This is a genomic window from Bacillus sp. ISL-35 (genome assembly GCF_018613355.1).
Lineage (GTDB): Bacteria > Bacillota > Bacilli > Bacillales > Cytobacillaceae > Mesobacillus.
The window spans coordinates 1-15,566 of sequence record NZ_JAGGQK010000030.1; the positions used below are offsets into that span (position 1 = coordinate 1).

Here is a 15,566-nt window from a genome sequence, read left to right on the forward strand (position 1 = left end):
TTGACTCCTATTAGCTGGTTTGATTCAGGAAGGATTAGCGGGCTTTTTTGTTGAATCCCATACTAAACTAAAGATGCATTTTAGTTAAAGAACCTTTATTGTTATTTTATTAATGGAAATAACAGGATAACGGAGACGTGAGGTAGAAACAATTAACAGGTCACCAAAATTAAGGAGGATCATAATGAGTAAATTCAGTTTGTTTGGTAGGTTTACGGTACAAGAAGGCGAACGTGACACAATGGTAGATATTTTGTTGGAAGCAGCAGAATCAATGAAGAATCTAGATGAATGCGAGATATATCTTGTTAATATTTCTGAAAGTGAACCAAATTCTGTTTATGTTTATGAAGTATGGAGCAATGAAAATTCTCATCAAGCCTCTTTAACCCTTGAAGCTACACAAACTTTAATAAAGCGTGCAAAACCAATCATAGTTGGAATGGAGAGAATCAGCACTCTAAAAACAAGAGGTGGGAAGGGTATATAACTAATTAATATTGGGCTATCAGGCGAGTTGATCCAAGAAGGATTAACCGCCTTTTTTGTTGAATTCCTTATTAAACATAAGAAGCAGGTTTGTTAAAGAAGGAATAGGTAAAATTGATGTGAAAAGTAAATTATATCTTAACCAACGAAGTATAAAGTTTAAACTAAAATAGGAGTGGGGGGTTAAAAAAATGAAACAATTGGGGACACTATACTTTTTCTGTGGAAAAATGGGAGCTGGAAAATCAACTAAATCAAAACAATTATCGATAGATAAACAGGCGGTACTGTTATCTGAAGATGAATGGCTTGCATCTCTTTATCCCAATTTGATTACATCATTTGATGACTATCTCAAATTCTCAATTCAGATCAAACCGTTGGTGAAAAAGCATGTCCAAAACATATTAAGTGTTGGAACAGATGTCGTGATGGATTTTCCAGGTAATACTCAAAAACAGCGAAAGTGGTTGTTGGCTATCGCTTCAGAGGTAAATGCAAGCCATCAACTAATTTTCCTTAATCTTAATAACGAGCAATGCTTACGTCAAATTGCACAAAGGCGTAATGAACAACCTGAAAGAGCAGCTTTTGACACTGAAGCGGTGTTTATTCAAGTTACAAGTTTTTTTGAAGCACCACAGGCATCTGAGGGTTTAAATATTTTAGAGTTTAGCGGAAAAGAATAACAAGAGTTGAATGATTCTTGTGCATAGAGTACCTATTGCTCTGGGAGTTTTTATGTATATACGTTAATATCAATTTATCTTTGTTAAGTTATACACTTAAACATACGGGTGCTTTGATCGAAGAAGGGTTAATGCGCCTTTTTGTTGAATTCCTAATGAGCTAAAGGTTCAGGTAAGTTGAAGAAAACAGGTCGTTTTTTTCCTGATTAAAGAAAAAATAACAGGGCGGTTATACAATAGTACAACGCCCCATACCACAGTTATTTTTTCAATGTGACTCAGGTAGTTCCTCTAACCATCCATGTTTAACCATAATATTGTAAGAAAAAGCACCAGCTTCCATAGCATGGGTAAATACTTTAGAATAGTTTAAAATTATATCCGATCTGAAGCTGGAACCTAGTGATGCACCGTAGTATGAAAGGGCTGCATTTACTAAAAAACCTGCGTGAAACATGATCAACTTATCAGAAAATGGACTAACAGTAGAATCTGTTATTTCATTATCCCATTTCTCAGGGATTGGCAAATGATCTTGTTGCAAGATAGCATCAAAACTTTCAGCATCTTTTCCTGCTAATTTAACGTTTTTCAACATAAAATTACGAACGTCGTCACGCACCGCTACCTGACTAAAACCTAAACTTAACGATCTGATAAATCCGGTTTTCGTTGAATTAAAGAAAAGAGTACTGATTTCCGAACTATTTAATGGTCTTTTGTCACCAACCAAATTAGAAATGAAGCGGGGTGATTCCATAAACTTATTACCATGAGGCGAAGGAATGGAAGGGATACTTTTATATTTTGGCTGTTTTCTAGCTAATTCCATTATTTTTTGGAATAATTCATTAGATGTTACCGTACATTCAAAAAAGTAATTTTGAATGTCTCGTCTCTCCGAATTAGTAATTGCTAAACTATAAGCGGATAATCCATGTATGGTCATAATATAGGAGTAAAAGAGTAAAAATTGATCAGAAAACAGACGAGGAGCATTAATGTTTACGTCACTTTCGGAAAATCCGATCGGAATTTGGAAATTAGCACTACTTAAAAATTCAGTGATTTTTTTAATATGGCTCCCTGCTAACTCTAATGCGAATTCCAAAATGGGTTTTATCTCTTTGTTTTCCACAATGTTATTAAAATATTTGTAAACACATATAGCCATACTATCACCCATATATTGAAGCCAAAGAGCGGATACTTCCGCAGCTGTTAACTTATCTGGTTTTGTTTTACCAAAAATGCTCAAAGAAATCCCTCCAACTTTTCTCTTGTATTTCTGGTAGTATTTTATGTTAATAAAAATTAGGTATACAGTAAAATTAGGGTGATTTTACAAACGGGGCAGTTAGTGAAATAAGGTGGTAGGTGTAGAAATGTACTTAAACTAAGGGTGCGTTGATCCAGGAAGGATTAGCCGCCATTTTTTGTTGTAATCCTTATTGATTAAACGAAACAGATTACTTCAGGATATGAAGGTATAATAAGATGTTAAGAGGTGATTAAAAAATGGCTAATGAAAAGTTATTTACAGCTATTTATATTCCAGGGACACCTTTTGTCAATGGAGTATTAAAGCCTAAAAAGGCAAAGAAATATAACTTTGAATTGTTGAAAACTAAAAAAGTGGTAAGTAATCTTTATCATTTTATTTATATAAGGGATGAAAAACAAATTCACAGTTACTATTTCGAGGATTTAGAAGATGACTTGGAAAGATATTTGTTTGTGGAAAACAATGATATACGTGAGGACTTTGTTTCGCAGTTTTGGGGCGGAGGACAACGATATTCGGAATGTGGCATGGACGTTTATTTAGATGTAGATAGTCCTGAAGAGGTATTCAAACATATAAACCATGTATATAACAATAGTTTCTATGATGAGGATGAACCTATGCCTATATGTCATATTTTTGGTCAACAAATGTGGCACAGTAACGCTTATCTTATTGCCAATCGAACAGCTTTATTGGAATTAAAAGATGCAATTGAAGTGGCCTTAAGGCATGAAGAAACAAGATTAGGTTTAATGCCTTCTGATGGCGAGGGATATGATTTATTTATTAAATGTGTTGAAGATGATTTTGAATGGGAAACGTTAGAAATGCCTTATCATGATAAAGAATGTTATGTGCCTGATGAATCGGTAGGTCTTTCACCAAATAAAACTTTTGAAAAATATAAACTTTAGAGGGAAGAAGCCAATCTCTAGCTACTTTCTTATTTAACGAACGGTTGCTTATGTCGAATAGGAACATTTATTTTAGGACCGAAAATACAAAAAATCAGAAAAATGGCGTGTCAAAACTGATATCAGTTTACACGCCATTTTCATTGTCATTTATAAGATCATCCACCGTAAAACGGAACGGTTTAGGACATTGCCTGAGCGGTTTTCTTATCCTATTTAGATGTGCTTGTTTTATTAAAATGCTTCAGTAATTCTGTCAGGACCTGGCTGTAGCTGGAAAGTCGTTCCTGGATTCTGCCTGGGTAGGCGGTTTCAATGAATGCGAGTGTATCGTTTTCTGTGTGCCAGACACCGCCATATTCCAGGGTTTGCTCATATCCGTCCAAATCGCCAATTTCCCAATTAGTAGATTCTAAGTAAGCAAATGGGATGCCAAGCTCATTAAACGGTGCGTGGTCGCTCCAGTCGCCTGTTGTTCCAGCTGGATAATGTTCATTCAGTCCTGGATTTATTCCGATATCAAGCTTTTTCTTTTCTGCAATGTTCAAAGCCTGTTCCCGGATGAAGCCTGCATCACCTGCACCGCCGTGAACATACATTTTGTCGCCAACGGCAAGACTATCGAGATTGATCATTCCTACTGTATTGTTAATTTCGGCTGCTGTCATCTGGCTTGCATAAAAATTCGAACCATTCAAACCGCCTTCCTCAGCTCCGAAAGCGATAAAGACGATGGAATATGGAGTGGATACCTTTTGCAGGACGTGTGCTGCTTCAAGCATCACTCCAACTCCAGATGCGTTATCATCTGCACCTTTGCCAGTTTTGACTGAATCAGAATGAGCCCCAACGATAATTTGTTTAGAAGATTTACCTTTTTTGTATGCAATCACATTTGAGGAAGAGAGTGTTGTACCTCTTTTTGTAAAAGAAAACTCCTGCACATCTGGGTTGTAACCCATCTCTTCAAATTGTTTCTTAATATATTCTTTTGCCAAACTTTCTCCCTCGGTACCAGTCACTCGGCTGCCTATTTCTTCAGATAAATACTTAGTATGTTCATAGGCGAGTGCTCCAGGTTTATGTACGACAGACGGGGCATACGCCCAGGCACTTCCTGAGGCAGAGAGTAACAGAACAAAAGCAGCTAGAATGGACCAAATCGATTTCTTCATAGAATTTCCTCCTTTTATATAAAAATACAACAATACGCATAATTATAAATCAAGTTCGGCCTTATAAAAACAGACTATTTTCCTAGATTTGTATAAATTTGCGGCATAAAGCATATTTTGATTTGAGGGAGGGGAGGAACTTGAATTTTGAAATGCAAAAAGCCAATCTATTGGCTGATCATATCAGGGGTTTTTCCGACTTTGTTCAAAAATGCTTTCGGGAGAAATCGGGATTGATTTTGAATCACGATAAATTGTATCAGGTCAGGTCGTGGGTAGAAGAGTATAAATTTCAGTCACTGGCTTCTGAGCTGAAAAGGATTAATACGTTTGAATGGGATGAAAAATACACGTTATTGCTGGTCGACAGGTTCAGAAAAGGATTCAGTATTATTGAACACTATGTTGAAAATAACTCTGATGATCTATTTATTTTGACTGCTCGCCTGCATACCTTGAAAAATGGTCTAAAGTGGTTTAGACATGAACATCAACCAAAATAGAAACACCGCACGGAGGGACTCACGTGCGGTGTTTCTGTGCTTAATGGTCGTGCCCGCCGCCAGGACTTACCGGAAGCGCATATTCTGGGATCGCATCATAGACAGCAGGATCTGCGTTTTCAACAGTGCCATCAGCTATGCTGTTCAACACGGCCATCACTGGAACCTTTGCCGTTTCCTTTAACATCCCGTTTTGTTTTTGGCCAAGTGTCTGGGTTTGTCCTTTAATTTCAATTAGCATTGTTGCTGTACCATTCAGTTGGATGGCGCCTAGACCCGATCCCGGATAATTGACCGTAGGGTATTTTTGAATGGCTCCGTAAGAGGAATTTCCTCTTTGCAAAGATTCATATGCCACTGCATTAACTTTTTTGCTTAATGCCAATACTTCAGGGTCCAGGTCATAAGTTTTCTCACTGAAAGGATCTGTGTATGGCTTGGTCGTGAATTGCGCAAGCAGCTGTATGGACACGGAACGGCTGTCATCTTCAGACAGGCGATTGAATCCGCGGTGATGCAGGTCGATGGCCACGTCCGGATTCAGTTCCTTAACCAGTTTTGTCAGTGCGCGTGTTTCTGGAGAGAAGACTAGCGATGCCTGAGCACCATTGTTTGTCCCTCTTTCATTTAAAATACTTGCTACTTTGGCCGCATCCTTGCTGATTTCTTCACTTACGTCAAAATCATAGTCTGGATGAAAATCCCGGTTCAGGTCAAAGCCCGGAATTCCATAGACAACTTTTCCATCATTATTTTGTCCTCGTTCGCTTCCTTCTGCATTATAATACCACGGGGCTTTCGTTCCGGAAGGGAGGCCAAGTTCCTCTGGGTTCCATGTTTGATGGGAGTATCGAGTTGGAAACGGCTTGCCTTCATACAGATTGGCAGTACCGTCCGGATTGATACGCGGCACAAACCAGACGCTGACTTTATCCAAAATTTTATCCGCTTCTTGGCCGCCAGCCGCCAGCTTTTGCATTAATTCAACAGCTGCCTCTGTTCCGAGTGTTTCATTGCCATGGATCTGTGTATAAATTAATACCCGCTGTTTGTTCGGATCATTGTCACCGAATTTGCTGACGTATAACGGATAGCCATCATTAGACGTACCGAACTGCTCAAGGACCATTCTGCCATGGGAGCTTTTTTCAATCTGTATTAGTTTTTTTTCCAGTTGCTCATTCGACATAAGGCTTTCAAAAGAAAGATTCTGTTCATCCTGAACCCATGGACCGTTTGGTGTTGTAGATGAGTCTGCGAAACTTGGAACTGTTGTGCCTAGCAGAGAAACAGTGATCAAACCGCTTGTAAGTATGTAACCTAGTGCTTTTTTCTTCTTCATTCTAGCATCCTCCTCTATGTTAATAGTTTCCAAAACATATTAACATGGAGCCGGAGAGAAAAGAATATTTATTCTGAATTTTTGGAAAAACAGTTATTTAGACTTACGAAATAGATAGGAAATTGGATACAAGCATTAAAAAAATGTAACAAAGGTTACGAGGGAGGATCTTTACGTAATAATAGATACAGTTTTTGCCCTTCTTGGTATAAGTTTAAGTTTAACCCAATGATTCACTAGTGTGATATGATTGTAAGCCTGTTAGCCTAATATAGGGCCTGTGCAGTCTAATAAACCAAACAGGAGGTTTACAATGAAAAAAATTCTTATGCTGGTTTCAATCCTTACATTAGTAATTGGTTCATATACAGTTTATGCTGAATCAACAAAAACCAATCAGGCGGATACATTGAAAACGAAAAAGGTGGATGTTGTCGTCAAGGAGTCTGCGGTCACGGATAAACGTTTCATAAAGGAAGAGGAAGTGAAGCTTCTTGCACGCCTTGTCCATGCGGAGGCAAAAGGTGAGCCATATGAAGGTAAGGTGGCTGTGGCGGAAGTTGTCCTGAACCGAGTGGAGAACGAACAATTTCCTGACACCGTAAAAGAAGTCATTTACCAGCGAAACGCATTCCAGCCGGTCCAAAATGGTGCGATCAATAAACCTGCAAATGAAGAAGCAATCAAAGCAGTTGAAGATGCACTGGAAAATGAAGATAAAATCGATTGCCTTTATTTCTATAATCCGGAAACAGCAACAAGCAAGTGGATTTTCACTCGTGATGTCGTGAAAACGATTGGAAAACATGCATTTGCCATCTAAAAGCGCGTACAGCATAAAAAGCTGCGCGCTTTTTTGCTTTTTAAAAGAGAAGAAATCAACTGCCAGCACATCTGCCACAGTATTATCATTTTTATTAACGGAGAAATTATTATAAAATAAAGCTTACCAATTAGTGGAACGAGGGATGGTTAGGTGAAAAAATATACGGTTGGAATAACACTTGTTTTTTCAATGTTTTCATTGGTCTTGATGTTGTTTGGTCTTGGCTGGACAATTCAAAACCAATTTTTCAGCAAAGGGGCAGCAGATGCCATTGAGCAGACAAAGCCCGCTGAGGATAAACCATCAAATAAAGACGCCAAGGTTATTGTTGCCCTCGGAGATTCACTGACACGGGGAACCGGGGATGACACGGGCAAGGGGTATATTGGTTATCTTGTCGAAGAGCTTGAAGAAAAATCAAAAGAGAAAATTTCGATACATAACTATGGAGTCAAAGGTTATCGTTCAAATCAATTGCTGGAACAGCTGAAAGAAGGCGAAATCCGGCGGAAAGTCCAGGATGCAGATTACATACTGATTACGATTGGCGGTAATGATCTATTCCAGAGCGGACAAACGTTTTTAGAGATGAATGAGCAGAACATAACCCAGGCGAAGGAAGGATATCTAAAAAATCTTGATTCCATCCTCACAGAATTGCGTAGTTTGAATGATTCAGCAGTCATTTTCCATATTGGGTTGTATAATCCATTCATTGATTTGAATGATTCAACGGCAACGACGAAAATTGTCCGTGACTGGAACTACGATACAAACAAGCTTCTTGATGAGAAGCAGAAGGCGATTTATGTGCCGACCTTCGACTTGTTCCAGTTGAGTGTGAACGACTATTTATATACAGATAAATTCCATCCGAATGCAGAGGGATACAGACTCATTGCGGAACGGGTCGCGTCTTTAATTACATGGTAAAGGGGGGAAGAAGGATGAGTGAGATTACACTGTCTGTAAAAGGGCTGAGAAAAACAATCGGCAAAAAAGAGATCATTAAAGGAATCGACTTTGATTTAAAAAGAGGAGAGGTCTTTGGGTTCCTTGGACCAAATGGAGCGGGCAAAACGACCACAATCCGTATGCTTGTCGGATTGATTAAACCAAGTGCCGGAACAATTGAAATAGGCGGTTATAATGTCAGGAAGAATTTTACGAAAGCGATGGCACAGATGGGCTGTATCGTGGAAAATCCTGAACTCTATTCCTATTTGACAGGCTGGGAGAATCTTGAGCATTTTGCGAGGATGCTGCCAGAAGTGGATCGTGCCCATATGGATTACGTCGTCAAGCTTGTACGTCTGGAAGAACGGATTCACGACCCTGTTAAAACATATTCCCTCGGGATGCGGCAGCGTCTCGGAATTGCCCAGGCTTTGCTTGGCAAGCCAAAAGTGCTGATTTTGGACGAACCGACAAATGGACTTGATCCTATGGGCATAAGGGAAATGCGGAACTTTATCCGTTATCTCGCTGAGGAAGAAGGGCTGACCGTTCTAGTATCGAGCCATCTGTTGAGTGAAATCCAGCTGATGTGTGACCGTGTCGCCATTATTTCGAGGGGATCCATTATTAAAGTCGATTATGTAGAGAACCTGTTGGCTTTGCAGGAAAAAATCATCTGGCAGGCAGTACCGCGAGAAACGGCCAGGGAGATTTTAAGTGGAGTCACAGATGTTCTGGACGGCCCGGATGGGACAATTATCACCCCTTATATTGAAACTCAATCGGCAAGATGGAATCAGATGTTAGTGGAAAAAGGAGTTCGAGTGAACGAAATGAACAGGAAATTGCCTGCGCTTGAGGACCTGTTCCTTGAATTGACTGGAGGTGAATCGATTGATTAGCCTCGTTAGGAATGAAATGCTGAAAATCGTCCGCAAAAAGAGAATCCTGATCGTCGCTGGAATCATCGCGGTCCTTGTGGCGCTTTTCACCTATTCCCAATACAGGGAAATTGAAAGACGGCTAGAGCGTTTCGGGGATGTGGATTGGCGGACGACCTTACAGCAGCAAATCATCGATACGCAAAACAGGATCACGAGCAGCGGGATTTCAGACGAGTGGAAAAGCGAGCTGCAGCTGCGAATCCAGCAGCAACAATATTATCTCGATAAAAATGTGAATCCGATGGAGCCTGGTGCACCAAGCTTCGCGAGGATGTTCGCCGAACACTCGATCAACTTGTTCCTTCCATTGATGATCATGGTGGTCGCGGCAGATATCGTGTCATCTGAGCGGACAGCAGGCACGGTAAAGCTGTTGCTGACACGACCGGTCAAGCGCTGGAAGATCCTGATGAGCAAATACATTGCATTGATCTTATCCGTTTCAATCATCGTCGTCCTGTTTGGACTGCTCTCTTATTTGATATCCGGGCTCATATTTGGTTATCAAGGATGGTCAGCACCTGTGATCACCGGGTTCAGTGTCGAAGGGAATGAACTGAACACGAATGCAGTCCAGATGATTCCGCAGTGGCAGTATCTCCTGATGGAATTCAGCCTTGTTTGGTTTGTGGCACTCATTGTCGGCACAATCACATTCATGCTGTCCGTTCTGATCAGGAATACACCAGCCGGAATGGGTGTCATGCTCGCAGCGCTGATCTCCGGAGCCATCCTCAGCAATATGGTCTCATCATGGGAATCGGCAAAATACCTGTTCATGATCAATTTGAATCTGACAGGCTACCTGTCCGGCCAGGCACCCCCAATCGAAGGAATGTCGCTGGGTTTTTCGCTGGTGGTACTGGCAGTTTGGGGATTGGCAGCTTTGATTGTTTCATTTGCTGTCTTTATTAGGCAAGATATATATTAAAATGCTAAAAACCCTGGCCGAAGTGGTCAGGGTTTTACCGATTGGAGACTGTTTCGGCTTTAACTAAGAGATATAAACGGTTAGCGGGAATATATGAACGGTTGTCGCAGTTTTTTTAACGGTTAGACAGCTTTTTTCGACGGTTGGAGTAATTTTATCGACGGTTGAAACTTTTCTGTTTAAAAATCGTATTAAAACCGAGGTGAATTTCATGTTCAAAATTACGCCACAGTGCTCGGTATGTAAGAAAGAAATTCAAGCCAATGAAGAGATCTTCGTAAAAATGAGGTACCCGGAATCGAAGGGGATGACCGAGATCAAAGCATTTTTACAGTATCAGGGTAAAATAATTTGTAATGAGTGCAATGAAAAGTAAGAATTACAGGAGGAACCAGTATGTTTGTAGAAAAACGGTCGGAAAAGAGAAGGAAAAAGAAGCGGGACGGCAGTTATACTTTTGTGGATTTTGTATTTGATGTGCTTTTTTATATTCCGGAGTTGATCTTCCTTCCATTCCGGCTGGTATTCTATTTATTTAGGTTCCTGGCGAGGTCCATATTTGATGGCATTTAAAAAATCCTGCGATCACGAATTCGCAGGATTGTTGTTTGTTTACAGCTTACGTACTTGAAAATTTTTCTGTAGCACAGGCCAGTTCTGCGGAAAGGAAGGGCCAAGTACCCAGTAGCTCACACCGCGCAGTCCGTATTCTTTTACCGTGTCGTATCTGGCCTGGACGCTTCTGGCGTCTTCGTACCATACTACATGCTCCTGTCCATTTGCGTCTGTATAGCGGAAGAAGGGTGATTGATACTGATCGTCGAATTGGATGTTCACACCCTGCTGTGCGGCAAGTTCAACTGCTCCTTTTGGACTTAGTGTCTTCGCGTAAGTTCCCTGCTCCCATGGGATGTTCCAGTCCCTGCCATACAATGGCACACCCATCAGAATTTTTTCACGCGGAATGGCTGTGACAGCATAATCCAAAACTTTTCTCACTTCGTTTATCGGCGCAATTGCCCATGGCCTGCCGCCGGACCAGCCCCATTCATACGTCATGATGATGACAAAATCAACAATTTGACCATGTGCATTGTAGTCGTGGGCTTCATACAGCAAGCCCTGCTGGTCGGCTCTTTGTTTCGGTGCCAGGGCAGTCGAGACGGTATAACCCGCGGAATGCATGCGGGCAACGGTCTTTCGAAGAAAATCATTGTAGTTTTCTCGGTCCTCGGGATACACATACTCGAAATCAATATTCAGTCCTGTATAGCCCTTTTCTTTCATTTCTGCAAGGACATTGTTCAAAAGTGTATCCTGAACAGCTGGGTTGCGCAGGATGGCAGCTGCCCGGTCTGAATTGAACGAGCCATCTGCTTCATTTGTGATGGTCAGCAGAGGGGAAGTGTTGGTCCTTTTTGCAGCCTGAAGAACACTTGCATCCTGTAGTTCAATCAATTCACCACTTTCACTTACCTTATAGGAAAAAGGCGATAAATAGGTAAAAAGAGACCCATATTTTAAGACAGTTTGACTTCCTGCTTCACTCATCCTGGTTATATAGGCATTAACCTCGATTACTGGTTTTGCGGGAGCAGGTATTCTAAGAACATACCCTGGATAAATAAGAGAGGGATTCGAAATATTATTAGCCTCTGAAATCTGGTTAACCGTCACTCTATATCGCTGTGCAATGGTCCAGAGGGTCTCACCAGCCAGAATCCTATGTGAAAAATACGGCATCTTAAGCATTTGGCCTACAAATATCAACGATGGATCCGCTATATTATTGTAGCTTGCGAGTTCCTGAAGAGTAACCCCGTAACGAGTAGCGATTGACCATAAACTGTCACCCTGCTGGACGACATATTCCCGGTTATTCTCCGAAATCACGAGCGATTGACCGACTACTAATACATTGGGATTATCGAGTTCATTCGCTGAAACGATCTGATTGATTGTTGTTTGGTATCCCTGTGCAATTCTCCACAGGCTGTCACCTGGTTTAACGACATGTATATTCACAGAAATCAACTCCCAATTATTTGTACCTTTTATCAAGATATGCCGGGAAGGGATGTCCTATTTTCGAATAGATAATTTCTGAAAATTAAGAAAAAACAGGGTATGCATTCCTCAAGAATAGTATATAATAGTTAGAAAACTAGAAAGATAAAAAGGGGAAAATGGTATGGTTACGTATGGTACTTTTTTACGTTTAGTAGAAGAGGCGGAGAAGTTGAATTGCAGGGTGATTTACGATTCGAAGAAAAAAATCAATTTTAATCCTAACATGTCCATAACGATTCCATTGTCGACCACGCTTGAAAATGTTTATGCTTTTGCCCATGAAATTGGCCATTTAATTGACTTTATCAATGGCGAGCTTGATTATGAAAAATGGCTGAATGATTGGTCCTACCGGATCACCGCAGAGATGAGTGCCTGGGTTCATGCCTATAAAATACTTAAGAATTTGAATGTACCATTGGATGGGTGGAAGGATCATGTCGATTCAAAGCTCTCAACTTATTTTAAATATCATGAAGTGACTGCGTAGACTGGCTGAGGCTGGTCTTTTTTCATGAAAAAATAAAATGGGTATGGTTTACGAACGTTTGTTCGGGATATAATAAATTTAAGTAATCCCGAAAGGATGGTCAGCATGAGAATACGAGACAGAGGAAAGCTGAAATTTATGCCTGCACATTTTATGCCGGAGCATCGGGCCTTATTGAGAGAACTCGCCCGTGATGAATTGCGGCAGCCGCGTCCGCTGCTCGACGAATACGAAATCCAGGAACTGGAGAACCAGATTTGCTACGCGATGGAATATACATACCCAGTAATAATCTCGAAGTGGGAAGATGGATTTACATATGAAGAAACAGGCCACATCCATTTCCTTGACCCAATACGTAAGCAGGTACGGATGGTTACTGAAGATGGCAGTGCTATTGCCATCAATTTTGCTGATATAGTTGCTGTAAAGGTTAAGGAATAAAAAAATCCTCTTTTAGAGGATTCATTCTACTGCTAAGATAGCATCGATCTTAGTGAATGATGATTTCACGTCTTTTTCACTGATTTTTTCTTTTTCTGATAGCTGTACAAGTATCTTGAAGATTTTTTCAAGCTGTGCAATTTCTTGTGAATGGCTACCTTGTTTATCGTTCATCGAATCCTTGAAAATTTGTTCATATTTATTAAGGACTTGTTCGGTATTGGCAAAAGATCGGGAACCAAAAGGCGGATTGCTTTGAAGGTTGCTGTAGGTTTGCTTTAGAAGAGCTGAATTGTCCTGCTTTAATCCGGTTAACGTATTCTGGGTGAGAGTTTTGAAGCTTGATACTTCGTGCTCTAAAAGCTCGGTCCTTGACTCTTGATTTTTGTTAAATAAATTTCCATTACCAATAAGCGAAAATGCCAGCAGTACAAGCAGTAAACTGTTATATCTTTTCAATAAACTCCCACCTTTACATATGTGTTACCTCAAATCTATAATATTAGAAATATTTGTAAAAATAAATAGCCTGAATGAAATAATTAAAGGGAAAGACTCTCCGTATATCGCTTAAAAGCGAGATTTCCTTTTTAAAGGGTAAAATGAACGAGAGGTGATAATAAATGAATGAAAAGCAGATGGTTGGTGAGAAGGCGGTTGAGTACATCAAAGATGGAATGGTGGTTGGTCTCGGTACTGGCTCCACCATTTTTTATACAATCAAAAAACTCGGTGAATTAGTAAGAGGCGGGCTGAAAATCAAGGGAGTACCTACATCCGAACAGACAGCAGCGCTAGCGAAGGAAGAAGGAATTCCCCTGGTCGATTTGAAAGAGGTCAAGGCCCTTGACGTTGCCATTGATGGGGCAGATCAGGTGGATTCAGACATGAATTTGATCAAAGGCGGAGGAGGAGCGTTACTGAGGGAAAAAATCATTGCAAACGCTGCTTCCAGCTTTATTGTGATTGCCGACTCGGCCAAATTGGCAGATAAGCTGGGGACTTTTCCACTGCCGGTGGAGGTTGTCCAATTTGGAGTTGAAATGACCGCCGGAAAAATCGAAACCCTGCGCTGCATACCGAAATTAAGACAAAAAGAAGGCCAACCTTTTATAACGGATAATGGCAATTACATACTGGACTGCGACTTTAAGCGGATTGAATCACCAGCTGAACTAGAGGTAAAGCTGAACATGATCCCGGGTGTGGTGGAAAATGGACTGTTTGTGAATTATGCGTCTAAGTTAATTACGATTAAAAATGGTGAATTGAGTGAAACAGAACAAAATTGATTGTATGAAGTGGATAAGGAAGTAGTTAAAGCTTTTAAATGAACTAAATCCATGTAAGACAACAACTTTACCGTTTCTATAAATAGTAGCATAGGGTGGTCCATCTAGAGACAGTGCAAGGGAGTATTTGCTTTCACATGTTAACAATGTGGCTGGACCTGAAGCGCTAAAGAAGTTCGAGAAGATGCTTTTATAAGGGGAGAAAATGAGATTATGAACAAGAAAGCCCTGCTAGTAATAGATGTCCAAAATGAAATGTTTCAGGAAGGGAACGAGGTATTCAATGGGGAAGGATTACTTAAAGGAATGAAAAAACTGCTAGAGCAGGCACGTGTCCAGAGGATACCGGTTTTCTACATCCAGCACAATGACCTCTCATTGAAGTACGGCACTCATTTGTGGGAGGTCCATTCTGAAATCGCACCTCAAAAGGGTGACATCAGAGTCCAAAAAAACACTCCAGACTCATTTTTTAACACAAATTTAGAACAGGAATTAAAAGAGAAGAACATTCAGCATTTGGTGTTAGCGGGAATCCAAACGGAAATTTGCGTTGATACTACTTGCCGGAGTGCGTTCAGTAAGGGATATAAAGTTACCTTAGTGTCTGATTTGCATAGTACTTGGCCGACCACAGAATTATCAGCACAGCAGATTATAAACCACCATAATGGAGTGCTGCGCTGGTTTGCCGATGTTAAGAATAGTGATGAAATTATAAATATTTTATGAGATGAAAGATATATTTTAAGCCAAAGAAAAGCCGCTAAAAACTACCTTTGTAATAAGAATGAATCGACAGGAAAAGATATGTATAGTAATCAATATAAAGAGGGTTGGTCCAATACATGGAGGCTTTTCCGATCATACACACGAACTTTTGGGATGCAGTTATCGCTGTACCGGTTGTCATTTTGGCGACACAGATACTAAAAATATTGATGCATCTCCGCAAGGCCTACGTTCCTGGAATTGCAAATTTGATTGGTTTAATTATTTCTATTTTCATTGCTCACCCACATAACCTCTGGGCTGGTGTTTTCATGGGCTTTTTCTATGGAAATGCAGCGGTAGGAGTTTACTCTTCTTTAAAAACTCAAATCAATGCTTTTAGAAATGGCGGTCATTTGCCCGACCAGGGATGAGAAATCATCCAATGGTAACTAGTCAGGTAATCATGTGCCCGTACGGGAAGAAAAACCGGAATGACGG

The 15,566-nt window shown here is 40.4% G+C and carries 19 protein-coding genes; 14 read left to right on the plus strand and 5 right to left on the minus strand.

Features of this window, described 5'->3' with window-relative positions:
• Positions 1-184: 184 nt before the first annotated feature.
• Both J7E38_RS23665 and J7E38_RS23670 read left to right on the plus strand, forming a co-directional pair.
• Positions 185-490, plus strand: a complete 306-nt coding sequence (locus J7E38_RS23665; RefSeq protein ID WP_214710265.1) for a putative quinol monooxygenase — start codon at positions 185-187, stop codon at positions 488-490.
• A 190-nt stretch (positions 491-680) separates the two neighbouring features.
• Positions 681-1,178 carry a P-loop nucleotide/nucleoside kinase family protein gene (locus J7E38_RS23670; protein WP_214710263.1) on the plus strand — a complete coding sequence of 166 codons (498 nt, stop codon included), beginning with the start codon at positions 681-683 and terminating at the stop codon, positions 1,176-1,178.
• A 268-nt stretch (positions 1,179-1,446) separates the two neighbouring features.
• Here J7E38_RS23670 and J7E38_RS23675 read toward each other — a convergent pair whose 3' ends face one another.
• Positions 1,447-2,436 (minus strand): DUF3231 family protein, encoded by a 990-nt coding sequence (locus tag J7E38_RS23675; RefSeq protein WP_214710262.1) that lies wholly within the window; start codon positions 2,434-2,436, stop codon positions 1,447-1,449.
• Positions 2,437-2,696: 260 nt separating this feature from the next.
• Between J7E38_RS23675 and J7E38_RS23680 the strand changes: the two genes are divergently transcribed.
• Positions 2,697-3,380, plus strand: a complete 684-nt coding sequence (locus J7E38_RS23680; protein ID WP_214710260.1) for a hypothetical protein — start codon at positions 2,697-2,699, stop codon at positions 3,378-3,380.
• A gap of 212 nt (positions 3,381-3,592) precedes the next feature.
• On the opposite strand, the gene J7E38_RS23685 is transcribed toward J7E38_RS23680, so the two are convergent.
• Positions 3,593-4,555, minus strand: a complete 963-nt coding sequence (locus J7E38_RS23685; RefSeq protein WP_214710258.1) for a M20/M25/M40 family metallo-hydrolase — start codon at positions 4,553-4,555, stop codon at positions 3,593-3,595.
• Between the two features lie 140 nt (positions 4,556-4,695).
• Here J7E38_RS23685 and J7E38_RS23690 point away from each other — a divergent pair, with 140 nt between their 5' ends.
• Positions 4,696-5,058 (plus strand): hypothetical protein, encoded by a 363-nt coding sequence (locus tag J7E38_RS23690; protein WP_214710255.1) that lies wholly within the window; start codon positions 4,696-4,698, stop codon positions 5,056-5,058.
• Positions 5,059-5,098: 40 nt separating this feature from the next.
• On the opposite strand, the gene J7E38_RS23695 is transcribed toward J7E38_RS23690, so the two are convergent.
• Positions 5,099-6,400 (minus strand): M14 family zinc carboxypeptidase, encoded by a 1,302-nt coding sequence (locus J7E38_RS23695; RefSeq protein ID WP_214710253.1) that lies wholly within the window; start codon positions 6,398-6,400, stop codon positions 5,099-5,101.
• Between the two features lie 313 nt (positions 6,401-6,713).
• Between J7E38_RS23695 and J7E38_RS23700 the strand changes: the two genes are divergently transcribed.
• The 5 genes from J7E38_RS23700 (at position 6,714) to J7E38_RS23720 (ending at position 10,631) form a co-directional block, all read left to right on the plus strand.
• Entirely contained in the window at positions 6,714-7,223 is a 510-nt protein-coding gene (locus J7E38_RS23700) for a cell wall hydrolase (RefSeq protein WP_214710251.1), read from the plus strand.
• A 153-nt stretch (positions 7,224-7,376) separates the two neighbouring features.
• Positions 7,377-8,159: a GDSL-type esterase/lipase family protein gene (locus J7E38_RS23705; protein WP_214710249.1), complete on the plus strand. Its 783-nt coding sequence runs from the start codon at positions 7,377-7,379 to the stop codon at positions 8,157-8,159.
• Positions 8,160-8,173: 14 nt separating this feature from the next.
• Complete coding sequence (locus J7E38_RS23710) at positions 8,174-9,085, plus strand: ABC transporter ATP-binding protein (protein WP_214710247.1); 912 nt, start codon at positions 8,174-8,176, stop codon at positions 9,083-9,085.
• Positions 9,078-10,058, plus strand: coding sequence for an ABC transporter permease (locus J7E38_RS23715; protein WP_214710245.1), 981 nt, complete (start codon positions 9,078-9,080; stop codon positions 10,056-10,058). Before J7E38_RS23710 ends, J7E38_RS23715 begins: the two co-directional genes overlap by 8 nt.
• A 396-nt stretch (positions 10,059-10,454) precedes the next feature.
• Positions 10,455-10,631 carry a hypothetical protein gene (locus J7E38_RS23720; RefSeq protein ID WP_214710243.1) on the plus strand — a complete coding sequence of 59 codons (177 nt, stop codon included), beginning with the start codon at positions 10,455-10,457 and terminating at the stop codon, positions 10,629-10,631.
• 39 nt (positions 10,632-10,670) lie between these two features.
• Here J7E38_RS23720 and J7E38_RS23725 read toward each other — a convergent pair whose 3' ends face one another.
• Positions 10,671-12,083 (minus strand): LysM peptidoglycan-binding domain-containing protein, encoded by a 1,413-nt coding sequence (locus tag J7E38_RS23725; RefSeq protein ID WP_214710241.1) that lies wholly within the window; start codon positions 12,081-12,083, stop codon positions 10,671-10,673.
• Between the two features lie 166 nt (positions 12,084-12,249).
• On the opposite strand from J7E38_RS23725, the gene J7E38_RS23730 reads away from it, so the two are divergent.
• Positions 12,250-12,618, plus strand: a complete 369-nt coding sequence (locus J7E38_RS23730; protein WP_214710239.1) for a hypothetical protein — start codon at positions 12,250-12,252, stop codon at positions 12,616-12,618.
• Positions 12,619-12,723: 105 nt separating this feature from the next.
• Complete coding sequence (locus J7E38_RS23735; RefSeq protein ID WP_214710237.1) at positions 12,724-13,062, plus strand: YolD-like family protein; 339 nt, start codon at positions 12,724-12,726, stop codon at positions 13,060-13,062.
• A 21-nt stretch (positions 13,063-13,083) separates the two neighbouring features.
• Here the strand turns inward: J7E38_RS23735 and J7E38_RS23740 are convergent, their stop codons facing one another.
• Positions 13,084-13,521: a hypothetical protein gene (locus tag J7E38_RS23740; RefSeq protein ID WP_214710235.1), complete on the minus strand. Its 438-nt coding sequence runs from the start codon at positions 13,519-13,521 to the stop codon at positions 13,084-13,086.
• Positions 13,522-13,685: 164 nt separating this feature from the next.
• On the opposite strand from J7E38_RS23740, the gene rpiA reads away from it, so the two are divergent.
• From rpiA to J7E38_RS23755, 3 genes are all read left to right on the plus strand, one after another.
• Positions 13,686-14,354: a ribose-5-phosphate isomerase RpiA gene (rpiA, locus tag J7E38_RS23745; protein WP_214710233.1), complete on the plus strand. Its 669-nt coding sequence runs from the start codon at positions 13,686-13,688 to the stop codon at positions 14,352-14,354.
• 213 nt (positions 14,355-14,567) lie between these two features.
• Entirely contained in the window at positions 14,568-15,086 is a 519-nt protein-coding gene (locus J7E38_RS23750; RefSeq protein ID WP_214710231.1) for a cysteine hydrolase family protein, read from the plus strand.
• Positions 15,087-15,202: 116 nt separating this feature from the next.
• Positions 15,203-15,499 carry a hypothetical protein gene (locus J7E38_RS23755; RefSeq protein WP_214710229.1) on the plus strand — a complete coding sequence of 99 codons (297 nt, stop codon included), beginning with the start codon at positions 15,203-15,205 and terminating at the stop codon, positions 15,497-15,499.
• The last annotated feature ends 67 nt before the right edge of the window (positions 15,500-15,566 follow it).